Annotated in this window: 20 protein-coding genes and 1 riboswitch; of the genes, 9 read left to right on the forward strand and 11 right to left on the reverse strand. The window is 71.9% G+C overall.

The features are described from left to right. The first annotated feature begins 22 nt into the window (after window positions 1-22). Entirely contained in the window at window positions 23-1,327 is a 1,305-nt protein-coding gene (locus ACFWYW_RS15205; protein ID WP_379613022.1) for an FAD-binding oxidoreductase, read from the forward strand. On the opposite strand, the gene ACFWYW_RS15210 is transcribed toward ACFWYW_RS15205, so the two are convergent. Beyond that, window positions 1,324-2,472, reverse strand: a complete 1,149-nt coding sequence (locus ACFWYW_RS15210; RefSeq protein WP_379613021.1) for an MFS transporter — start codon at window positions 2,470-2,472, stop codon at window positions 1,324-1,326. The two genes, ACFWYW_RS15205 and ACFWYW_RS15210, sit on opposite strands and share 4 nt — an antisense overlap. Before the next feature lie 59 nt (window positions 2,473-2,531). Between ACFWYW_RS15210 and ACFWYW_RS15215 the strand changes: the two genes are divergently transcribed. Then, the gene (locus ACFWYW_RS15215) at window positions 2,532-3,545 is read left to right on the forward strand and encodes an ROK family transcriptional regulator (protein ID WP_379613020.1); all 1,014 of its coding nucleotides are present in this window, start codon (window positions 2,532-2,534) and stop codon (window positions 3,543-3,545) included. Here the strand turns inward: ACFWYW_RS15215 and ACFWYW_RS15220 are convergent. Beyond that, window positions 3,542-4,237 carry a TetR/AcrR family transcriptional regulator gene (locus ACFWYW_RS15220; RefSeq protein WP_379613019.1) on the reverse strand — a complete coding sequence of 232 codons (696 nt, stop codon included), beginning with the start codon at window positions 4,235-4,237 and terminating at the stop codon, window positions 3,542-3,544. The genes ACFWYW_RS15215 and ACFWYW_RS15220 overlap by 4 nt on opposite strands. 69 nt (window positions 4,238-4,306) lie before the next feature. Here ACFWYW_RS15220 and ACFWYW_RS15225 point away from each other — a divergent pair, with 69 nt between their 5' ends. Beyond that, window positions 4,307-5,029 (forward strand): siderophore-interacting protein, encoded by a 723-nt coding sequence (locus tag ACFWYW_RS15225; RefSeq protein WP_379613018.1) that lies wholly within the window; start codon window positions 4,307-4,309, stop codon window positions 5,027-5,029. A 1-nt stretch (window position 5,030) separates the two neighbouring features. Here ACFWYW_RS15225 and ACFWYW_RS15230 read toward each other — a convergent pair whose 3' ends face one another. Beyond that, entirely contained in the window at window positions 5,031-5,717 is a 687-nt protein-coding gene (locus tag ACFWYW_RS15230) for a hypothetical protein (protein WP_379613017.1), read from the reverse strand. Window positions 5,718-5,844: 127 nt separating this feature from the next. Here ACFWYW_RS15230 and ACFWYW_RS15235 point away from each other — a divergent pair, with 127 nt between their 5' ends. Together ACFWYW_RS15235 and ACFWYW_RS15240 are read left to right on the forward strand one after the other, a co-directional pair. Continuing rightward, window positions 5,845-7,200, forward strand: a complete 1,356-nt coding sequence (locus ACFWYW_RS15235; protein ID WP_379613016.1) for an MFS transporter — start codon at window positions 5,845-5,847, stop codon at window positions 7,198-7,200. A 10-nt stretch (window positions 7,201-7,210) separates the two neighbouring features. Continuing rightward, window positions 7,211-8,146, forward strand: coding sequence for a carbohydrate kinase (locus tag ACFWYW_RS15240; RefSeq protein WP_379613015.1), 936 nt, complete (start codon window positions 7,211-7,213; stop codon window positions 8,144-8,146). Between the two features lie 44 nt (window positions 8,147-8,190). Here the strand turns inward: ACFWYW_RS15240 and ACFWYW_RS15245 are convergent, their stop codons facing one another. From ACFWYW_RS15245 to ACFWYW_RS15275, 7 genes are all read right to left on the reverse strand, one after another. Beyond that, on the reverse strand, window positions 8,191-10,794 hold the full coding sequence (locus tag ACFWYW_RS15245) for a DUF5682 family protein (protein ID WP_379613014.1): 2,604 nt from the start codon (window positions 10,792-10,794) through the stop codon (window positions 8,191-8,193). Beyond that, window positions 10,791-11,900 (reverse strand): AAA family ATPase, encoded by a 1,110-nt coding sequence (locus ACFWYW_RS15250; RefSeq protein ID WP_379613013.1) that lies wholly within the window; start codon window positions 11,898-11,900, stop codon window positions 10,791-10,793. Before ACFWYW_RS15250 ends, ACFWYW_RS15245 begins: the two co-directional genes overlap by 4 nt. Window positions 11,901-11,909: 9 nt before the next feature. Continuing rightward, window positions 11,910-13,136: a VWA domain-containing protein gene (locus tag ACFWYW_RS15255; RefSeq protein WP_379613012.1), complete on the reverse strand. Its 1,227-nt coding sequence runs from the start codon at window positions 13,134-13,136 to the stop codon at window positions 11,910-11,912. Then, on the reverse strand, window positions 13,133-14,497 hold the full coding sequence (locus ACFWYW_RS15260) for a hypothetical protein (protein WP_379613011.1): 1,365 nt from the start codon (window positions 14,495-14,497) through the stop codon (window positions 13,133-13,135). Before ACFWYW_RS15260 ends, ACFWYW_RS15255 begins: the two co-directional genes overlap by 4 nt. Further along, the gene (locus tag ACFWYW_RS15265; RefSeq protein WP_379613010.1) at window positions 14,497-14,988 is read right to left on the reverse strand and encodes a hypothetical protein; all 492 of its coding nucleotides are present in this window, start codon (window positions 14,986-14,988) and stop codon (window positions 14,497-14,499) included. The genes ACFWYW_RS15260 and ACFWYW_RS15265 overlap by 1 nt, the downstream gene beginning before the upstream one ends. 72 nt (window positions 14,989-15,060) lie before the next feature. Beyond that, window positions 15,061-16,956 (reverse strand): prolyl oligopeptidase family serine peptidase, encoded by a 1,896-nt coding sequence (locus tag ACFWYW_RS15270; protein WP_379613009.1) that lies wholly within the window; start codon window positions 16,954-16,956, stop codon window positions 15,061-15,063. 50 nt (window positions 16,957-17,006) lie between these two features. Continuing rightward, on the reverse strand, window positions 17,007-17,510 hold the full coding sequence (locus ACFWYW_RS15275) for a MarR family winged helix-turn-helix transcriptional regulator (protein WP_379613008.1): 504 nt from the start codon (window positions 17,508-17,510) through the stop codon (window positions 17,007-17,009). A gap of 105 nt (window positions 17,511-17,615) precedes the next feature. Here ACFWYW_RS15275 and ACFWYW_RS15280 point away from each other — a divergent pair, with 105 nt between their 5' ends. Together ACFWYW_RS15280 and tenA are read left to right on the forward strand one after the other, a co-directional pair. Further along, a complete protein-coding gene (locus ACFWYW_RS15280) occupies window positions 17,616-18,794 on the forward strand; it encodes an MFS transporter (RefSeq protein ID WP_379613007.1) in 1,179 nt (392 codons plus the stop codon). Then, window positions 18,763-18,857, forward strand: a riboswitch (TPP riboswitch). It overlaps the preceding gene by 32 nt. Beyond that, entirely contained in the window at window positions 18,845-19,516 is a 672-nt protein-coding gene (gene tenA, locus ACFWYW_RS15285) for a thiaminase II (RefSeq protein ID WP_379613006.1), read from the forward strand. Its footprint overlaps the riboswitch before it by 13 nt. On the opposite strand, the gene ACFWYW_RS15290 is transcribed toward tenA, so the two are convergent. Continuing rightward, the gene (locus ACFWYW_RS15290) at window positions 19,497-20,006 is read right to left on the reverse strand and encodes a hypothetical protein (RefSeq protein WP_379613005.1); all 510 of its coding nucleotides are present in this window, start codon (window positions 20,004-20,006) and stop codon (window positions 19,497-19,499) included. The two genes, tenA and ACFWYW_RS15290, sit on opposite strands and share 20 nt — an antisense overlap. Before the next feature lie 71 nt (window positions 20,007-20,077). Between ACFWYW_RS15290 and ACFWYW_RS15295 the strand changes: the two genes are divergently transcribed. Together ACFWYW_RS15295 and ACFWYW_RS15300 are read left to right on the forward strand one after the other, a co-directional pair. Beyond that, the gene (locus ACFWYW_RS15295; protein ID WP_379613004.1) at window positions 20,078-20,725 is read left to right on the forward strand and encodes a TetR/AcrR family transcriptional regulator C-terminal domain-containing protein; all 648 of its coding nucleotides are present in this window, start codon (window positions 20,078-20,080) and stop codon (window positions 20,723-20,725) included. A gap of 34 nt (window positions 20,726-20,759) precedes the next feature. Further along, window positions 20,760-21,480, forward strand: a 721-nt coding sequence (locus ACFWYW_RS15300) for a zinc-binding dehydrogenase (RefSeq protein WP_379640986.1), incomplete at its 3' end; no start/stop codon positions are given.

The raw sequence follows: 21,480 nt of genomic DNA on the forward strand, positions 1-21,480 counted from the left end.
CGCTGGTTACGTCATAGAGACTATGAAGAGCAATCTGCGTGACGTGATCAAGGGCCGGATGCTGCTCCCCGGCGACGAGGACTTCGACGAGGCCCGCAAGCCCTGGAACTCCGCAGTGGACCAGCCGGTCGCCGCGGTGGCGCACGCCGCCGACGCCGAAGACGTCGCCTCCCTGGTACGGCATGCCGCCCAGACCGGCCTGACCATCTCCACCCAGCCGAGCGGCCACGGCGCCTCCGGCAACACCGACGGCGTGATCCTCCTGCGCACCGCCGCGCTCGACCGGGTGGAGATCGACCCGGAGCGCCGCCTGGCCCGCGTGGGCGCCGGCGCGCGATGGGGCCAGGTGCAGGGGGCGGCGGGCGAGTACGGCCTGACCGGCCTCGCGGGCAGCATGCCGCTGGTCAGCGTCACCGGCTACACGCTCGGCGGCGGCCTGAGCTGGTTCAGCAGGAAGTACGGCCTGGCCGCCGACGCCGTCCTGGCCTTCGACGTGGTGACCGCCGACGGCGCGCCCGCCCGGGTCACCGCCGAATCCGACCAGGACCTGTTCTGGGCGCTGCGCGGCGGCGGCGGGGACTTCGCGCTGGTCACGGCGGTCGAGTTCGCGCTCTACCCGGAGCGGGAGCTCTACGGCGGCAGCATGATGTGGCCGGACGACCGCGCGCCCGAGGTGTTCGCGGCCCTGCGCGAGGTCGTGACCTACGCGCCGGACGAGCTGTCGATCTGGCTGAACCGGGTGCAGTTCCCCTCCGCGCCGCCCATGGCCGGGATCAGCACCGCCTTCCTGGGCTCGGCGGAGGAGGGGCGGCGGCTTCTGCGCAGGTTCGAGGAGATCGGCGGGCTGCTGTCCGACAGCCGGGGGCCGCTGCCGACCGCGGAGCTGGGCGCGATCACCAACGAGCCGACGAACCCGTCGCCCGGCGTCTCCCGGGGTGAGCTGCTGACCGGGCTCGACGACGAGGCCGTGGCGGCCCTGCTCGCCGAGCCGATCGATCCGCTGATCAACGTCCAGGTGAGGCAGCTCGGCGGGGCGCTGGCCAAGGGCGGGGAAGGCGCGAGTGGCGGGGTGGCGGAGCCGTACCTGCTGTATCTGCTCGGTCTGGCGATCAACCCGCAGCTCTCCGCGGCGTCGCGGGACAAGCAGGAGCGGGTCGTGGCGGCGCTGGGCGAGCGGGTGTCGGGGCGCAAGCCGTTCACCTTCCTGGCGGCGGGGGAGAGCGCGGCCGCGGCGTTCTCCGCCGAGACGCTCGCGAAGCTGCGGGCGATCAAGCGCGCCCGCGACCCCGAGGGCGTCTTCCGCTCCAACTTCCCCGTGCTCGGCTAGGACGGGCACGGCTCCCGCGCGGGGGCGGGGCGCAGCGCGCCGGCCAGGGCGCCCATGAGGAGCACGGCCACGATGATCAGGGCGAAGGCCGCGGGATAGGACAGGACATCCGCGGCCCCGCCGATCACGGCGGGCGCGATCAGGCTGGACAGGTAGGTGATCGTGGTCACGCCCGCCACGCCCTCGCCGGGCGAGCTTCCGGTACGGCCGGCCGCCGCATAGGCCAGGGGCGCGCTGACCGCGACCCCGATCCCGATCAGCGCGAAGCCCGCGGCGCACACCCACGTCGTGCGACCGGCGACGACCAGGACCCCGCCCACGGCGGCGACGACCCCGCCTGCGCGGACGACGCCGACCGCGCCGAACCGGCCGACGATCCGGTCGCCGAGCAGCCGGGTTCCGGCCATGAACAGCATGAAGACCGTGTAGGTGGCGGCCGCCGCTGCGGGTGCGGCGGCGGCGACCTGGGTGACGTAGACGGCGGCCCAGTTGGCGGAGGCGCCTTCGGCGAAGGTGCCGCAGAAGCCGACCAGCCCGATCGCCGCGATGGCCCGCGTCGGCAGCGCGAACCTGCGCGGCGCCGGCTCGCCGGCCGCGGCGGGTTCGTCGGCCAGGAGCCCGCGCCCGGCGACCGCGCTCAGCCCGAGCAGCAGCACGGCGACCGCCGCCAGATGCAGCCGGGCGTCGATGCCCAGGTGGGCGGCGAGCACGCCGAGCCCGCCCGCGGCGAGGCTGCCGACGCTCCACAGGCCGTGCAGCCCGGCGATGATGGAGCGGCCGAGCCTGCGCTCCAGGACGACGGCGTGCGCGTTCATGACCACGTCGCTGGTGCCCGCGGCGGCGCCGAGCAGCAGGAACGCCCCGAACAACCACCCGGGCCCCGGCGCCAGGACAGGCGCCAGGACCAGCACGCACCACAGCGCGATGAGGATGCGCGTGGCCCGCCGCCCACCGATCCGGTACGCCAGCCGGCCGGCCATCGGCATCCCGATGAAGGCGCCGATGGGCTGGCAGAGCAGCACCAGCCCGAGCATGCCGGGAGTGAGCGCGAAGTGGTCCTGCAGCCAGGGGATCCGCGTGGACAGGCTGCCCGCGACGGCTCCGTGGGTGGCGAACACGAGAGCGATGGCGCGATGGTTGGTCACAGACGAGAAATTAACAGTTAGCCTTCCTGATGAAAAGAGCGCGTGGCTATCATGGGCCCGTGAAGACCGCGACCCCGGCCATGGCGCGCGCCATCAACGATCGGCTCGCCCTCGACCTGCTGCTCGAACGCGGCCCGCTGACCGCTCCACAACTGCGCGAGATCACCGGCCTGTCCCGGCCCACGGTCTCCGACCTGGTCGAACGGCTGCGCTCGGCCGGACTGATCGAGGTCACCGGCGAGTCGGGCGAGGACCGGCGCGGGCCGAACGCCCGGGTCTACGGGCTGGTGGCCGATCGCGCGCACGTCGCCGGGGTGGACATCCGCTGGACCGGCCTGCGCGTGACCGTGGCCGACCTGACCGGGCGCGAGGTCGGCACCGCCGTACGGGAGCCTTCTGAAGACCTGTACGAGGCGATCGCCGGAGCGGTCGCGCAGGCCGCGGGCGGGCGGCGGCTGCAGGCGGTCGTGATCGGCTCGCCCGGCCTCGTCCACCCGGAGACCAGCGCGCTGACCAGCGACTACCGCGTGCGCGGCTGGCATCCCGGCCTGCTCGGCGAGCTACGGCGGAGCCTGGGCGTCCAGGTCGTCCTGGAGAACGAGACCAACCTGGCCGCCATCGCCGAGCACCGGCAGGGCGCGGCCCGCGGCGTCGCCGACTTCGTGCTCATGTGGCTGGACGACGGCGTCGGCGGCGCGATCGTCCTGGGCGGCAAGCTGCGCAGGGGCATGTCCGGCGGCGCCGGCGAGATCGGCACGCTCGACCTGGGCATGCACGATCCGACCCTCTGCCGCGCGGTCGAGGCCGCGCTGGAGGACGGCACGGGCCTGGCCGAGCGCGTCGCGCGGGGCGTGTTCGCGGTCGTCGCCGTGCTCGACCCCGGGCTGGTCGTGCTCGGCGGACGCATCGGCCGGGAGGGCGGCGAGGAACTGGCCGCGCTGGTCGAGGAGCAGGTCGCGCTGCGCTCACCGGCGCCCACACGGGTGCGGCCGAGCACGGTCGAGGGCAACGCCGTCCTGCAGGGCGCCGTGCTGACCGCGCTGGACCTGGCCCGCGACGAGGTGTTCGGCTAGCGGAAGCCGAGTCTTTCGCCCAGCTCGCGCAGGCACTCCTCGTAGACCGGGGACAGGTCGGTGAAGGCGAAGTCGAGCTGGTGCAGGACTTCCATGCACAGCAGGCCGTACAGGCGGATCCAGCAGGACAGGAAGACGTGCGCGGCCGCGGGCGGCAGCGCGCCGCCGATGGCGGCCGAGTAGGCGCGTAGCTGCTCCTGCAGGGAGGGCGGCAGGTCGGCCAGGTCGGGCACGGGGAAGGGCCTGGTCTGCCACAACTCTGTGACCAGGCCGCTGAAGATCTGTTCGAAGTGGTGGGCGGCCTGGTATCGGGGCGATTCCGGGAGCTTGTTGGGCGGGCTCGCCGGGCTGGCGAAGATCCAGCCGAACTCGGCCGGGTGCGTGATCGCCCACGTGCGCATGGCGCGGCACGTCTCCAGGATGCGCGTCTCCAAGGGCTCGCCCGAGTTCCGGTCGCGGGCGGCCTCCATCACCTCGGCCATCTCGCGGAAGAAGCCCGCGGTCACGGCGCCGACCAGCTCGTCGTGTCCGGAGTAGTAGTGGTAGAGCGCGGGGCCGCTCATCCCCACCTCCCTGGCGACGGCGTTGATCGTGACCGCGCCCGATCCCTGTTCGACCAGCAGCCGCCGCGCCGCCGCGTGAATCTCGGCCAGCGTCGCCTGCCGGAGTCTGTCCCGCCTTGTCGTTGCCACGTTGACATCCTAGAGTATCTATGTTTGCTTAATGGCTCTAAGGTAGCTTATCTCTATTAAGGAGGCGTGATGCGGAAATACTTCGCCCGCTACACGGTCGAGGCGACCGTCACCGACAACGAACTGGTCACGCCCACGATGCGGCGGATCCGGCTGGTGGCGAGCGCGCCGATCGGCCTGCCGTACCGGGCGGGCCAGCACGTCAGGGTCCAGATCACCGACCCGCTGTCGGTGCCCGGACTCCTGCGGCCCGGTGAGACGCTGCGCACGTACACCATCTGGGAGCTCGACGGGCTCGCCATCGAACTGCGCGTGCACGACTATCCCGGAGACGGCATCGGCCTGGTCTGGGCCCGCGAGACCAAGCCCGGCTCGGCCGTCACGCTGTGGTGGCCGCAGGGCGACTTCTTCACCCGCGAGGCGCCGTTCCACGTGTTCGTCGGCGAGGAGACGGCGAGCGCCGCGTTCGGGCCGATGATCCGCGAGCTCGGGCCGGCGGCGCAGGTGTACGGCGTGCTGGAGAGCGAGAGCGCCGAGCACGACCTGCCGATGCCCGGCGAGCACCCGCTGCGGCGCGTGCACCGGCGCGGTGTCCCCGCCGTGTCCTCGACCGTGCTGCTGGCCGGGCTGGCCGAGCTGGAACTGCCCGGCAACACCGGTGCCGCCTACGTGGCGGGTGAGGCCAAGACCTGCCAGATGGTCCGCGACTTTCTGGTGCGCGAGCGGAACTGGGCGCGTACCTCGATCAAGGTCAAGCCTTTCTGGGCCCTCGGGAAGAAGGGGCTGCACTGAGTCAGATCAGCGCGCTCAGGCCGGTGTGGAGGTCGGTGCGCTCCCTGTCGGTGAGGATCTCGTACGGCTCGGCCGCCGCCACGTTGGTGGCGTGTTCGATCTCGGCGTGCAGAGGGCCGTCCCGCAGGTTCACCACCTCTTCGGCCGTGAGGCCCGCTGCCCGCCAGGCGGCGGCGTGGGCGTCGGCCCGGCTGTAGCGGAGGGCGGCCAGGCGGTTGAACAGCAGGAGGCCCGGAGCGGCGCCGGGGGGTTCGTAGGGCGGGGCCATCAGTTCCAGCGCGCCGCCCGGCTGCCTGGGGGCGGCGGCCAGCACGCGGGCCACCTGGGCGGCCAGGTGCGTCACGTCGGGCCAGATCCTGGCGGCGGTGGCTTCGTGGTGGGCGTACAGGGCCCTGATGAACGTGGTGGTCCTGGGGGTCGGGTGGAGGGCGTCCGTCTCCTTCAGGGTGCCTTGGGCCAGGTGGAGGGCCACTTCTTCCGCCAGGTCCGCGGGCTTGGTGTAGCGGTAGATCGTGGACAGGCCGGCGCGGGTCAGGGGGCGGAGGGGGAGCGTGTAGCGCAGGTCGACCAGGAAGCCCGGGGTGAACGCAGGGTGCTCGAAGCCGGGGCGGGCGGCGGCGTGGAGGCTGACGTGGGCGGCGTTGATGACCGGTGCGATACGTGCGGCGAAGCGGGGAGAGTTCGGCATTACGGGGAGATTATGCGCCATCCGTAGCCGATCCGCAGGGGATCGGAATCGGCCTGGAGCAGGGTGAAACCGGTTCGACCGGGCTGGTGTTCAACCACCGCTCATCCCTCTCGCCCCAGGAGCCGTCGTGGTCCTCGCCAGTCCAGCCGTGCGCAGCCCCAGCCGCTGGCTGCCCCTGCCCGTCGTGCTGGTCGCGGTGTTCGTGACCACGCTCGACTTCTTCATCGCCAACGTCGCCATCCCCTCCATCCGCACCGACTTCGCCGCCGGTCCCGCCGCGACACAACTCGTGTTCGGCGGGTACGGCCTGGCCTACGCCGCCGGGCTGATCATCTCCGGCCGCCTCGGGGACCTCTACGGGGCGCGCAGGATCTTCATGGCCGGGCTCGCGCTGTTCACGCTGGCCTCCGTTGCCGCCGGTACGGCGCCGGGCATCCTGGTGCTGATCGTGGCCCGGGTGGTGCAGGGGAGCGCGGCCGCCCTCCTGGCACCGCAGGTCCTCACGCTGATCGGCGCCCTCTACCCCGGCGCCGACCGCGCCCGGGCCTTCGGCTGGTACGGCACCGCCACCGGCGTGGCCGGGGTCAGCGGGCAGGTGGTCGGCGGTCTGCTGATGGCGGCCGACCTCGGCGGGCTGGGCTGGCGCGCGGTCTTCCTCATCAACCTGCCCATCGGCGTCGCCGCCTTGCTGGTGGCCAGGATCGTCCTCCCCGAACTCCCGGCCTCCGCCCCGGCGGGCGCGGGGCGGACGCTGGACGTGCCGGGGGCGCTGCTGGTGGCGGGCGGGCTGGCGGCGATCGTGCTGCCGCTGGTGCAGGGGCCCGAGCTGGGCTGGCCGCTGTGGACCTGGTTGCTGCTCGCCCTTTCCGCACCGCTGCTCACGGCGTTCGTGGCCCGCCAGCGTACACGTCCCGAACCCCTGCTGGACCTGCGCGTGTTCGGAGAGCAGGGCTTCGCGCGCGGGCTGGTGGCCGTGGCGCTGCTGTTCGGCGGGTCGGCGGGATTGTCGTTCGTCCTGGCCGTGTATCTGCAGGACGGCCTGGGTCTCGGGCCGCTGTCCGCCGGAATGGTGTTCACCGCGCTCAACGCGGGCTTCTTCGTGGCCTCGCTACGCCGGGGCCGCCCGGTGGCCGGGGCGCTGGCCATCGTGGCCGGGCTGGTGCTGGTGCACGGTGCGGTCGGCGCGGGCGAGCCGTACCTGATCGCGGTGGCGCTCGGAGTGGTCGGGGCGGGGATGGGCCTGCTGATGTCCCCGCTGATCTCGACCGTCCTGGCGAGGGTACGCGGGGAACGAGCCGGCGCCGCGGCCGGAGTGCTGGGCACCGCCCAGGAGACCGGCGGCGTCCTGGGCGGAACACTGACCGGCGCCGTCTTCCTGGCCGCCGCCGACCGGGGCTGGACGGCGGCGGCTCAGAGCGCACTGGTGCTGCTCGTGGTGTTCGCGGCGATCGTGGTCGTGCTGGTTTTCGCCAACAGGCAGTAGTTTCGCTCTGATGGCCCTGGGAGGTTCGGTGATCGCGGTGCTGGGGGAGTGCGTGGCGGACGCGTTCTCGGACGGGGCGGTCCGCGGGGAGCTGGCGCTCCGGGTGCTGCCGGGGGGCGGTCCGGCCAACACGGCTGTGGCGCTGGGCAGGCTCGGGACGCCCACGCGGTTCCTGGGGCGGGTTTCCGGTGACGTGTTCGGGCGGCTGTTCAGGGAGCGGCTGGCCGGGGCCGGGGTCGATGTTTCCGGCGTGGTGGACGCCGCCGAGCCGAGCACGCTGGCCGTCGCCGCGCTCGATGCGGCCGGCCGGGCCGTCTACTCGTTCCACGCCGACGGGGCGGCGGACTTTCAGTGGAGCCGGGCCGAGCTCGGGCTCGATCGGCTCGGCGGAGCATCGTGTCTGCACACGGGGTCGCTGGCGCTGGTCAAGGAGCCTGGGGCCGAGGAGGTGGCCCATTTCGTGGCGGCCGCGGCGCCGTACGCGACGATCTCCGTCGATCCCAATGTACGGCCCGGCCTCGCCGGGCGAGAGGCGTACCTGAAGCGTCTGCCCGGCGGCGCCGACATCCTGCGGCTCAGCGAGGAGGACCTGGCCTTCCTGCTGCCGGAAACCTCCCAGGAGGCCGCCTGCGACCGATGGCACGAGCAGGGCGTCCGCCTGGTCGTGGTGACCCGGGGCGCCGCCGGGGCGATGGTGTCGCTGGACGGCGAACGGGTCGTGGTGCCCGGGGTGCCGGTCGAGGTGGTGGACACGGTGGGCGCGGGGGACGCGTTCACCGCCGGGCTTCTGCACCGCCTGCACGGACATCTCGGCGGCCGCCTGGACCGGCTCGACCTGGAGAGCGCCCGCGCGGCCGCCGCGTTCGCCGCCGAGGTGGCCGCGCTGACCTGCACGGTCGCGGGCGCCGACCTCCCCTGGCCCGGCCGGACGCGGGCGGAGGACTGAAGGAAGCGGCCGGCGGAACCCGGCCGGCCGCTTCCACGCGGAACTCAGGTCAGAAGGCCCGCGACAGCCACCCCGGTCGCCGGATACGCCGCCAGCAGCGCACCGATCTCGGCGTCCAGGCCGGCGACCGGCTCGCAGCCCAGCAGCTCCCCGACCGCGGCCCCGGTCGCCGGATGCGCGGCCAGCAACTCGCTGACCGGACCGGAAACCGCCACGGCTCTGCGCGAAGAAGGCTTGGCCAGCCACGGCGGCGTGAACGAGTCCACCTCGCCCAGCCGGGCGGGGAACGTCCGCTCGGCCTCACGGACCAGCACCGGCACCAGCTCGGGCGCCTGCTCCCGCAGGGCGGTGATCAGCTTGGGCAGCCAGGGCAGCAGCACGTCGTCGGGCAACTGCCCGAACGCCCTGGACAACACCTCCACCACGAACGGAGCCAGCGCGGGCGCCGACTCCAGCGCCTGCACGAACCCGCTCACGTACTGCGGCACCGACGGCACCACCAGCGGGCTGCCGAGCAGCCCACCGACCAGCTCCCGCAGCTCCGCCATGCTGAGCAGCCCGAGCTGGTAGCGCGCCGTCCACAGCAGCGCCACCTTCGCCGGCACCGTCGGGTGCGACTGCTGTACGGCCAGCTCAAGCTGAGCCCGGTCGCAGCCCAGCGACAACGCCAGGCTCTCCATCGTGAACAGGAACCCGAGCATCGCGCCCACCTGGCGCACCCCGGTCTCCTCCTCGACGAAGGCCGTGGGCAGCAACGTGCAGTAGTGCGCGTACCCGGTGGTCACGAACGCCTTGGCCCACTCCGGCAGCTCCGGCTCCGTGGCCCGGTAGTGGGCCAGCAGGCGGCGGATGCGCCGGAGCACGTCGGGGGCGTCGTCGACGGTGCGTTCGCCGGACAGCAACTGGATGGCGCGGGCCCCGAGCTCGTCGGTGAACCGCCTGCTGCCCAGGTAGAGGATGGAGTCCTCGACCGCGTCCAGCGCCACCGAGGCGGTCGCCTTCGGGTCCCAGACCGCGCGCCGTAGCCGCTGCTCAAGGACCTGTTCGATGGTGACGCCCTCGTAGCCCAGCTCGATGATCGAGCGCTGGTTGCGGCCGATCGACAGGTCCCAGCTCTCCTGGTGGGAGCGCTCGCCGAGCCGGCGCGAGCCCATGATGGGCCGGACGGCGTCGTCGGGCAGCAGCCTGCGCAGGATCCACAGCAGGTGGGAGCAGGGTTCGAGCTCGGGGTGGGCGTCGAGGTCGATCAGGGCCCGCTGGATGGTCCGCTTCTCCAGGTCGAGCCCGAGCGGCTTGAGCCGGTCGAGCACGTCTCTGGCCAGGGGCGGCAGCGAGTCGTAGCCGACCTGACCGACCTTGTCGCCGCCGAGCATGATCTCGACCAGCCGCCGTACGTCCCTGCGGCCGGGTACGACGTCCTTCTCGATGCAGGTGACCGCGGCGTCCTGGAAGTCGTACGGCGTGGGCCGCTTCCTGTTGCGCATGCCCGCGAGCAGGATCGACGTCTCGAACACCGCGATGGCGTCGGCGGTGCTGGCCAGGTAGCCGTTGCGCCTGGCCAGCCGGACGATCTCGACGCACCACCCGAGCAGTTCCGCCTCGTCGAAGCCGTCGAGGACGGGCGGCTGGGTGAGGAAGGCGTGCAGCCCTTGCGACTCGACCGGGGCGGGCGTCTTACCCTTGCGCTTGGAGCCGAGCTGGTATGAGGCCAGGCCGTGCCGTTTGAGTGACTTGTCCCAGGTCGCGGCCGCGATCGAGACCGAGCCCGGCGCGAGGCCGAACTGGTTCTCGATGGCCGAGTGGCTGGAGGGGATGAGCCCGTAGAGCCAGCTCGTCTTGGTGCGCGGGCTGATGTCGAGGGTTTCGTCCATGACCGGGCTGGCGGCGTGGAAGGCGCCGCACACGTACAGGCAGTCGGCGGGGTCGGCGCCGGTCGCGGCCAGGTGCTCGCGCATCCTGGTCCACATGTAGCGCTCGCGGTCCTCGTCCACCTCGTTGCCGCCGGGCTTGATGCGGCGGAACAGGCTGCCGATGAGCACCATGACCTGGCGGTAGGTCTCGTAGTCCGCGCCGGACAGCGGCTGCTCGACGTACTGGTCCCACCACTCCGACCAGTGGCGCACCTTGCCGTGGTGGAGCAGGTGCTCCTCCAGGGCGGCGAAGCCGGGCCGCAGGTCGCCGATCTCGATGCCGACGTCGGCCGACTCCGCCCGCGGCTCCCACTGGAACACGTGGTCGACCGATCGGTCCACCAGGACGATCTCCACCCCGGGGGTGTCCAGGGCGTAGGCGATGGCCTGGTACTCCGCGGACGACTCGGTGATGGGCGCGACCACGCTCAGCGGCGCCCACTCCTTCGGGAAGCCGTCGATGTCGGTGGCGAAGGCCTGCAGCGCGACCGGGAGCTTGCAGTTGTGCAGTTCGTCCAGGACGGGTCGCAGGTCCTCGCACAACTCCAGGTAGATGACCTTGGGCTGTTTCTCCCGCAGCCGCCGGACCATCGCCAGCCCGGAGGCCGGCGAGTGGTGGCAGACCGGGAAGATCTCCACGTCGGTCCGCAGCGCCTGCTCGACGTCGTCGATCAGACCGGCGCCGAACGTCTCCGCGGCGCTCGCGAGCTGCTCGCGCAGGGGGTCGAAGGGGCTCATGACAGGGTGGAGATCGCCTCACGGCCGCCGTCGAGGAATTCCTTCCACGGCCCGCCCTCGTCCTTCTTGCTGCGCGGTTCGATGACGCCGTGCAGGTACTTGTTGAGGATCGCCAGATCCTCCGGGCTGCGCCGGGCCAGCGAGCCGACCAGCGAACTGGCCAGGGTCGCCGCCTTCAGCGTGTTGTCGCCGAAGAACTGGCTGTGCAGGATGGCGTCCTCCAGCACGCCGATCTGCTCGGCGGTGGACAGCGCCGACTCCAGCTTCTCGTCGTCACTGGTGGCCGAGGCCGCGGCGGCGCGCAGGTCGGCGAAGCTCTGCAGCAGGATGTCCAGCAGCGTCGGCGGCAGCTCCAGCTCGATCTGGTGCCTGCGCAGCAGCTCCTCGGTACGGAAGCGGACGATCTCCGCCTCGCTCTTCTTGTTCGTCACCACGGGGATGCGCACGAAGTTGAACCGGCGCTTCAGGGCCGAGGACAGGTCGTTGACGCCCCGGTCACGGCTGTTGGCGGTGGCGATGATGGAGAAGCCGGGCTGGGCGAAGACGATGTTGTCGTCGTCGGGCAGCTCGGGGATGGAGACGTACTTCTCCGACAGGATCGAGATCAGCGCGTCCTGCACGTCGCTGGTGGAGCGGGTCAGCTCCTCGAAGCGGCCGATCACGCCGCGTTCCATCGCGGTCATGATGGGCGAGGGGATCATCGATTCCTTGGACTGGCCCTTGGCGATGACCATGGAGACGTTCCAGGAGTACTTGATGTGGTCTTCCGTGGTGCCGGCCGTACCCTGGACGACCAGGGTGGAGTTGCGCGAGATCGCCGCGGCCAGGAGCTCGGCGAGCCAGCTCTTGCCCGTGCCGGGGTCGCCGATGAGCAGCAGGCCGCGGTCGGAGGCGAGCGTGACGATGCTGCGCTCGACGAAGCTGCGGTCGCCGAACCACTTCTGCGGGATCTCGCGGTCGAGGCCGTCGGCGCGGTCGGAGCCGAGCACGAAGATGCGCACCATGCGCGGGCTGAGCCGCCAGGAGAACGGCTTCGGGGAGGTGTCGATCGACTCGAGGTAGTCGAGCTCTTCGGCGAACTTGATCTCTGCGGGGGCACGCAGCAACGGAGGCTCCTAGGTGTTCAGGAAAGTCTTGAGCTCGTTGACGAGCTTGCGGATGTGTCCGGAGATGACCGGTGTGCCGAGGGCTTTGAGCTTCTGGCGGTACCACGGGTCCACGCTGGCGTGGCCCGAGCTGTTCACCGAGCCCACCGGGATGAACTTGACGCCCGACTTGTGCAGCGCCTCGAAGTCCGTGATCAGCGACCGGTTGTCGTAGAAGTCGGAGATCCACACCATGACGGTGTTGCGCGGATCGGTGATCTTCGGGCGGGCCAGCGCCATCGCGACCGTGCCGTTGGTGCCGCCGCCGAGCGTGGTGCGCAGCAGCACCTCGAACGGGTCGTTCACCCACGGGGTCAGATCGAGCGCCCGGGTGTCGTACGCGACCAGGTGCACGTCCACCTTCGGCAGCCCGGAGAAGATCGAGGCCAGGATCGTACAGTTGACCATCGCGTCGACCATCGAGCCGGACTGGTCGACGACCACGATCATCTTGGCCGGGGTGGTGCGCTTGGCGGTCTGCTTGTAGAAGAGCTTGTCGACGTAGAGCCGCTCGTCCTCGGGGCTCCAGTTGGTGAGGTTCTTCCAGATCGTGCGCTCAAGGTCGAGGTTGCGGTAGACGCGCTTCGGCGGTACCGACCGGTCGATCGTGCCCGCGCTGGTCTTCTCCACCTGCGTACGCAGCACCTGGGCGACCTCGTCGACGAACCGGCGGATCAGCGCCTTGGCGTTGGCCAGCGCCACGCCGGAAAGGTTCGCCTTGTCGCGCAGCAGTTGTTCGATCAGCGACATGCTGGGCGTGAGCTGCTTGGCGAGCTGCGGGTCGGCCAGCACCTCGCGCAGGTGCATGCGCTTGACCAGGTCGGCCTCGACCTTGCCCAGCTCGCCCGCGGCCTCGCCGCCGAACGCCTCCTGCAGCCATCCGGCGTCCTGCTTCCACCCGGCCAGCTGGGTGGCGCTGACCGTGCCGTTGCCGGTGGCGAACGTGTTGAGCAGCAGCTTCGACACCAGCGCCGCGTTGGTCACCTCGTCGCCGTCCAGCTTGCGCAGCCTGTCGGCCAGCTCGGGATGACGCTGCACCAGGTTGTCGATGGACACGCCCGGGTCGAGCAGCGCGGGCGGCAGCCCGAGGTCGTCGACGATGGCGACGCTGGCCTTCTCCAGGGAAGGCTGCTCCTCGCCCTCGAACACGCGCGCCAGCAGGCGCCAGTAAAGGATCTGACGTCGGGTTTCCGTCATTTGCGCAGCAACCGTCCCGCTCGCTCCTTGAGCACCGAGACGGGATCGCCGGCCTTGGCGCCGCTCTTGAGCACCTTCTGGTCGGTGGGTCCCTGCGCCCAGTCGCCGTTGTGCGCGGCCACCGCCTCCTTCTTCACACTCGCCTGTACGGCCAGCGGTTGCAGCCGCCATCCCCCGCCGTCCCAGCGCATCAGCCCGATGCACGCGGTGGACGCCTTGAGCAGCTGGGGCGTCAGCGGCCCCGACTGCGGCAGCCGGTCGAGGTCGAAGGGCAGCTCGGCGCCGTCGAGCCGGATCACGGCCCCGTCGCTCTTGTAGCCCTCGACGAACACCGGCTCGGCGACGCGGACCGGGTGGCGGTCCAGCGGCGGCACCGCCGGCGCGCTCGCCCCGCCGAGCTGGACCCGGGCGGTGGCGAACGGGTCGCTGTAGGCGCCCACCCCGGCCTTGGCCTCCTGCCAGAGCAGGTCGCCGCCGGGCAGCAGCGTCATGCCGGTGATCTCCAGGCTGAGGTGCTTGGCCAGCGCGCCGGTCAGCACGGGGTAGTCCTGGAACAGCTGCCACACGAACGGCCCGGCGATCGTGTCGACCTTGGCCGCGGACACGCTGGTGCGCACCAGGCGGCCGTGCGGCTCCAGGATCGCGTGGAGCTGGATCTGCGCGGCCGTACCGTGCTCATGGATGTCGACGCCGAGTGGCAGCAGCCGGCCGGAGACCTCCTCGGCGCCCTCCACCGCGCCCGTCTGGGTGAGCAGCAGGGCGCGCGCCCACAGGTCGGCCCAGCGGCGCACGGGCAGGTGCTCCATCGCGCCGACCGGGGAGGAGGCGCGCAGCTCGGCGGCGAGGCCGTCGAGCAGGACGCCCGCCCGGCGCAGCCGCGGCTCGGCCAGCATGCCCTGGATCGCCTGGTCGGCGGAGGAGGCGAGTTCGTGGTCGACGCCGCGCCAGCCGGTGATGGCCAGCTCGGCCAGCCAGGAGCGGCAGGCGCTGGTGAGCGGGTCGGCGGCCGGGGGCTGGGCGCCGTTCCACGGGGCGCGGGTACGGCCGAGCGCGGCGTCGAGCCGGGCGAGCAGCGCGTCGTGCACCGCGCCGAGCAGCGTCGTGCGCGCTCCGGCCAGCGCCGTCAGGTGCTCCTCCGCGATCGAGCCCGCGGTGAGCTTCCCGGCGGCGTCCGCGGCCAGGGGGCCGAGGGGGGTGGCGGCGACGGCGGCGGCGAGCGCGGTCAGCGCCTCCGCGCGCTCCTCGCCCAGCCGGGCGAAGCCGTTGGCCAGCGCGTCGTCGAAGCCGGCCACCAGGCCGAGCGCCTCGTCGAGTCCGGGCTGCGGGCCTTCGCGCAGGGCCGCGAGCTGCGTGGCGAGCATCAGCTCACCGCCCCGAGCGAGGGGAACCAGTGCATCTCGGCGACCGGTTCGCTGGTGGCGGGCAGTTCGAGGTAGGCCAGGTGCCGCAGGAAGCGGCTGAAGACCACGGCGGCGGGGATGGACTCGTGCCCGCCGTCCAGGTTGCGCACCAGGTCGCCCGCGCGCTCGCCCTCGACGCGCAGGTAGCGGGCCACCTGGTCGAGGCCGTACTGCAGGACGGCCTCGTCGACCAGCGAGTGCAGGTGCTTGCACGGCGCGCCGCGCAGCCCGCCGCACGGCCGGTTGTTGTTGGTGCTGCAGTTGTAGCCGTGGGTTCCGGCGGTGATCGAGGAGACGTACACCCGCTCGATGTCGGAACCGCTGGACACCACACCTTGCAGCCGGCCCTCCGCCATCTCGACGAAGGGCACTTTAGCCAGCTTGCGCGGCTGGAGCGGTGAGACCACCCGCAACGCGCTGAGCTGCTCCCACGCGGGTCTGTCCGCGTTCAAAGGACGACCTCCAAGATTGGTATCGGTCGATCAGTGAACGGGAATTTACCCGACCAGTCCGACAATTTCCGATCAACGAAAACGTTCGGCGGGCAGCGCTCGGCGCAGGAAGCCGAGCTGGTGCGCGAGGAGGAACTCGGCCGTCGGCCGGTGCCCCGCGCGGGTCAGTGGCAGCACCTCGTGCGGGCGCCCGGCCTCCAGCAGCGCGGCCGACAGGCGCAGCGTGTGCGCGGCCACCACGTTGTCGTCGGCCAGCCCGTGGATCAGCAGCAGCGGCCTGGTCAGCCGCTCGGCCTCCAGCAGCGGCGAGCACCGGTCGTAGGCCTCCGGGTGCTCGTCCAGCTGGCCGAGGTGACGCTCGCGCCAGTGGGTGTCGTACATGCGCTGGTCGGTGACGGGCGCGCCGGCGATCGCCGCGTGGAAGACGTCCGGCCGGCGCAGCACCGCGACCAGCGACAGGAAGCCGCCGAACGACCAGCCGCGGATCGCCACCCGGCTCAGGTCGAGCGCCGGCTCCAGCTTCGCCGCCTCGTGCAGGCCCTCGACCTGGTCGTCGAGCACCGGCTGGGCGATGTCGAGGTGGATCGCGCGCTCCCAGGCGGGGCCGCGGCCCGGCGTGCCCCTGCCGTCCACCGCGAGCACCGCGTAGCCCTGCTCGGCGAACCACTGCGAGACGTAGCTGGCCCAGAACGGCTCGGCGGTCACCTTGCGCATGGCCGGCCCCCCGTACGGGTCCACCAGGACCGGCAGCGGCCCGTCCTCCTCCCGGTGCCACGACGGCAGGAACAGCGCCGCCCGCAGCTCGCGCGGGCCCAGCCTGAGCAGGCGCATCCTGAGGTCGAGCACCGGCTTCTCGGCGTGGGAGACGATCTCCTCGCCGCTCGGGCGGATCCTGGCGCCGATCACCGTGGTGCCGCCGCGCGCGGTGTCGTCGAGTCCGGCCCGGCCGAGCTTCTCCAGGCCGGCGTCCGGGTGGTAGGACCACAGCTGGGTCTCGGTGGGCTCGTCGGTGGCGGTGAACAGCACGCTCTCGCCGTCCACCGACCGCACCTCCAGCAGGTTCAGGCGGGGCGGGGTGACGGGCCGCCCGCCGTACAGGAGGGTGCGGGTGTCGTCGCGGTCGTCGCTCGTGAGCCACACCCCCTTCCCGGTACGGCGCGGCAGCCCCGGCACCAGCGTCACCCAGGCGGCGTCACGCCGCTCGTCCAGGAGTTCCGTCCGCCCGGTGGCGGGATCGACGGCGAGAAGCCGGACCCGGCGCTGGTCGCGGCTCTGCACGCCGGCGTAGGGCCCGTGGGTGTCCCAGCCCGCGGCGGTCAGGTACTCGTCGTCGGCCTCGACCCGGATCCTCGTCCCGTCGAGATCGACGATCCACAACGTCACGTCGGCGTTGGCGGTCCCCACGGCCGGATACGGGAAGGAGCGCGACGGCCGCGACGGATCGGACGGATCGGCGAGATGCCAGCGCTGGACGGGCGCGGTGTCCACCCGCGCCACCAGCAACCGCTGCCCGTCGGGCGCCCACCAGAAGCCTTCGCGCCGCCCGATCGAATCGGGCGCGACGTACTCGGGCAGCCCCCAGGTCACCTCCGGCCCGTCGGGCTCGGCCACGGCCCGGTCGCCGTCGCCGTCCACGCCGATGACCCGGAGCGCTCCCGCGCTGACGTAGGCGATGCGCTCGCCCGTGGGGTCGGGGCGGGGGGCGCGCACCGGCTCGGCCGTGGGCAGCGCTCCGCCGGCCGTGCACAGCTGCCCGTCGCGCTCGAAGGCCAGGACCCGGCCGTCGTCGTCGGCCGCGTACGCGGTGATGCCGGGCCCCGCGACCAGGCGTTCCTCACCCTGGGCATGAGCCCACAAGCTGCTGTCACGAAGGAAGAAAACGGTACGCCCGTCGGCGGAGACGGTGAAGGAGGACGGCCGGCCGAGCGTGAACCGCTCGGTGCGCGCGAGCTGGCTGAGAAAGGTCATGAACGCAGCATGGCCGCCCCCGTGATCACGGGAAGCGGCCCTCTCCATCTTCATTCTACCAGGCTCGTGTCTCCCAGCGACTCCAGCAAGGTGCGCAGCAGCCCGGCCAGCTGATCGCGCTCGGCGGGACCGAGGGCGGCCAGCAGGCGTTCCTCGTTGTCCACGTGCGCCCCGACGAGCCGGTCGACCAGCTCCAGCCCCTGCGGCGTGAGCCGGATCCGCACCGACCTGCGGTCGCCGCTGGCCCTGACGCGTTCGACGAGGTCCTTGGCCTCCATGCGGTCGATCCGGTTGGTGATCGCGCCCGAGGTGACCATGGCCGCCTTGAGCAGTTCCCCCGCGCTCAGCTCGTACGGCGCGCCGGACCTGCGCAGTGTGGCCAGCACGTCGAACTCCCACCGCTCCAGCCCGTGCTCCTGGAAGAACGTCTTGAGCTCGCCCCCGAACAGCAGGCTGAGCCGGGAGACCCGGCCGATGATCCCCATCGGGGAGGGGTCGATGTCGGGGCGTTCCCTCTTCCACTGGGCCAGCAGCATGTCCACCGCGTCGCTCATGGCGAAACCTCTTAACGTTCACAGATTTAGCGTTAACAGACTTGACGTTCACACAATAAAGTGATGATATCTCAACGTTAAGATTATCAATGAGAGGTGATCGGCGTGTCCATCGTCACGCGAGAAGAGGTCTCACTGAAGGAATGGCTGGCCGTGGCGGCCGTGGCCGTGGGCACGTTCGCCATGGTCACCGTGGAGCAGTTGCCCGTCGGCCTGCTCACCGCCATCGGCGGCTCCTTGGACATCTCCGAGGGCGCCGCCGGGCTCATGGTGACCGTGCCCGGCCTGGTCGCCTCCGCCACCGCGCCCCTGCTGCCCGTGGCGATCGGGCGGCTGGACCGGCGTACCGTGCTGATCGGGTTGCTCAGCCTGATGGTGGTGGCCAACGCGGTCTCCGTGGTCGCGCCCAACTTCGGCGTCATGCTGGCCTCCCGGTTCCTGGTCGGCATCGGGATCGGCGGGTTCTGGGCGCTCGCGGCGGGCATCGCCGTACGGCTGGTGCCGGAACGTCACGTCGCGCGGGCCACCTCGCTGGCCTTCGGCGGTGCGACCGCGGCGAACGTGCTCGGCGTCCCGGCCGGGACGCTCATCGGCGGGCTCACCGACTGGCGGGTCGCCTTCGCCGCCGTCGGCGTGCTGGCCCTGCTGGTGGTCGGCGCGCTGCTGTGGCTGCTGCCGAGGATTCCCGCCACCGCCCCCGTCCGCCTGCGCGAACTGCCGCGCCAGTTCCGCAATCCGGTCGTCCGCGCCGCCGTCATCTCCACGTTCCTCGTGGTCAGCGGCCAGTACGCGGCCTTCACCTTCATCAGCCCGATCCTGCAGAACGTCTCCGGCGTGCCCGCCGACCTGATCGGCCCGGTCCTGCTCGGCTTCGGCGTCGCCGGAGTCGTCGGCACCTTCGTCGGCTCGTCCTGGGACGTCAGGCGCCGGGTCGTCACGCTGAGCGCGACCCTGGCCGTGATCATGGTGATCTTCCCGCTGGCCGGCACCACGCCGGTGACCGGTTCGATCCTGCTGCTGATCTGGGGCCTGGCCTACGGCGGCGCCCCCGTGGCCGTGCAGACCTGGATCCTGAAGGGCGCCGGAGCCTCGGCCGAGGCGGCGACCGCGCTGAACACCACCGTCTTCAACCTGGCCATCGCCTTCGGCGCCGCGTTCGGCGGGATCGTGGCCGACAACCTGGCCATCACCGGCGCCCTCTGGTTCGGCGCCCTCCTGATGGGACTCACCACATTGGCGGCTGTTACTGTGAGCGCGCGACGCGGGGTGCCCGACAAGGGCTGAGATCCAAACCCGTCGAACCTGATCTAGTTCGGACTAGCGAAGGGACTGTCGTGTTCACCGACGACGCCTGGACCCAAACCGCCGGCCTGCTGCGGGCCATCCACGAGCATCCGTTCAACACCGCCCTGGGCGACGGCACGCTCTCCCGCGAGCGCTTCGCCTTCTACATCGTCCAGGACGCCCGCTACCTGGAGGCGTTCGCCAAGGCCCTGGCCACCGCGGCCGTCAGGGCGGCGGACCCGGACGAGATGGCCTTCTGGTCGCAGGCCGCCCACGACGCCATCGCCGCCGAGCGCACCCTCCACGAGGGCTACATCGAGCAGTACGGCCTGACGGCCGCCGACCTGACCGGCGTGCCCACCTCGCCCACGGCCCTCGGCTACTCCTCCTGGCTGCAGGCCACCGCGCTGTCGGCGCCGTACCCGGTGCTGGCGGCGGCGGTGCTGCCCTGCTTCTGGATCTACGAGGACGTCGGCACCGCGCTGGTGGGCCGCAGCTCCGAGACCCATCCGTACCGCGCCTGGATCGCCACCTACGCCGACCCCGAGTACGCCGCGTCGGTCACGCGGGCCAAGCAGATCACCGACCGCCTCGCCGCCGAGGCCGACCCGGCGCTCCTGGAGGAGATGCGGGCCGCCTTCGTGAAGGCGGCGGAGTTCGAGTGGATGTTCTGGGACAGCGCCTGGCAACTGGAGTCCTGGCCTACCGCGAAGTGGCTTTAGCCGCCCGGATCAGCAGCACCACGACGGCGACCGAGCCGGCGGTGGTGAGCACGAGCTTGGCCCAGCTGACGGTCGTCGCCCAGGCGGGCATGGCGCCCAGGGCCGCGGCGACCAGCGTGTGCGTGTCCACGCCGGGCAGCACCGGCTCCAGGAAGCGGGCCGTGAACACCTGGCCGGGAATGATGACGACGCCGAGCACGAGCAGGATCGGCTGGAAGATCCAGGAGAGGATCCGGCCGATCCGCCTGCCGGTCAGGTTGAGCAGCGCCAGGACCACCAGGATGACGATGATCACGATCGCCAGGCCCTCGCTGCCGGCGAAGCTGATGCCGTTCCCGGTCAGCAGTTCCAGGGGCTGGTTCTGGCGGGCCATCTCGGCCTCGGCGGCCCGCTGGGCGGCGGCGCCGTAGAAGGTCACGGAGTAGATCCCCAGCAGGAACGGGACCACGGTCAGTAGCTGGATCACCGCTGCGGCGATGCGGGCGTTCATGGATGTCTCCTCGTTTTTGAACTTAGTAAAACTGTAGGACGTAGTTGAACTAAGTGCAATACGATGGCGGCATGTCGCTGACCAAGGAGCAGATCGTCCTGGCCGCCGTCGAGGTCCTGGACGCCGAGGGCGTGGCCGGCCTGAACATGCGGCGGCTCGGCGCCCAGCTCGACTCGGCCGCGACCGCCATGTACTACCACGTCAAGAGCAAGGACCGGCTCGTCGAGCTGGCCGCCGACCACGTCTTCGGCGAGATCCGGCTGCCCGACTCAGCCGCCATGGGCTGGCGCGAGGCCGCCGCCGAACTCGCCCGCGGCGCCCACGAGATGATCGTCCGCCACTTCTGGCTGATCCCGGCCATGAGCACCCATGTCATCTACGGCCCCAACAAGGCCCGCTACGACGAGCACTGCCTGGCCGTCCACGAGACGGCCGGCTTCGGCGCCGCCGACGCCGACCGGGTCGCCGCGTCGATCCTGATGTTCGTGATCGGCGCCGCGCAGGGGGAGGCGGCCGAGTCCGCCCTGCGCGCGAAGGTACGCCGCGCGGGCGCCGACGAGGAGAAGCGGATGGACGAGGCGATGGCGGAGATGGTCGAGACCGCCCAGCGCTTCCCCCGCCTGCGGGCCCGCCTGGAGCCGGACTACCCCACCGGCGGCGACGCCTTCGAGTTCGGCCTCTCGTCGCTGCTCGACGGCCTCTTCGCCCGCCTGGCTTGACCTCAACCATGCTGGAGGTTGAAGGGTAGGGGGCATGAGAGCCATTCATGTGCGCGAGTTCGGCGGCCCTGAAGTCCTGACGCCCGTCGAGGTGCCCGACCCGGTCCCCGGCGCGGGCGAGCTGGTCGTCGACCTGGCCGTCGCCGACGTCATCTATCTGGACACCCTGCTGCGCGCCGGTTGGGGCGCTGACTACTTCCCCCGCGACCTTCCCTACGTGCCCGGCGGCGGCGGAGCGGGCGTGGTGTCGGCCGTGGGCGCGGGCGTCGACCCGTCCTGGGTCGGGCGGCGGGTGGTGGCCAGGTCGTCCACCGGCTACGCCGAGCGGATCGTCGCCGCCGCCGGCGAGGTGGTCGAGATCCCGGACGGGCTGGGATTCCGGGAGGCGGCGGCCGTACTGCATGACGGGGTGACGGCGCTGCTGCTCGCCCGCGACGGGGCGATCGTTAAGGGGGAGTGGGTTCTGGTCACCGCCGCGGCGGGCGGGGCCGGGTCGCTCCTGGTGCAGCTCGCCCGCGACGCCGGTGCCCGGGTGGCCGCGGCCGCGCGGGGCGAGAAGAAGCTGGACCTGGCCCGCGAACTGGGCGCCGAGGTCGTCGTGGACTACTCGGCCGAGGACTGGCGGGGGGGCGGTCGCGCGGGCCCCCGCGGCGGCGGACACCGCGTGGACGGGGTGGGGGGGGGGCGCGGGGGGGCGGGGGGGGTTCGGGGGGAGGGCGCGAGCCGTACCAGAACAGCGGAGAACAGCATGTTGA

Source organism: Nonomuraea sp. NPDC059023, assembly GCF_042740095.1.
GTDB lineage: Bacteria > Actinomycetota > Actinomycetes > Streptosporangiales > Streptosporangiaceae > Nonomuraea.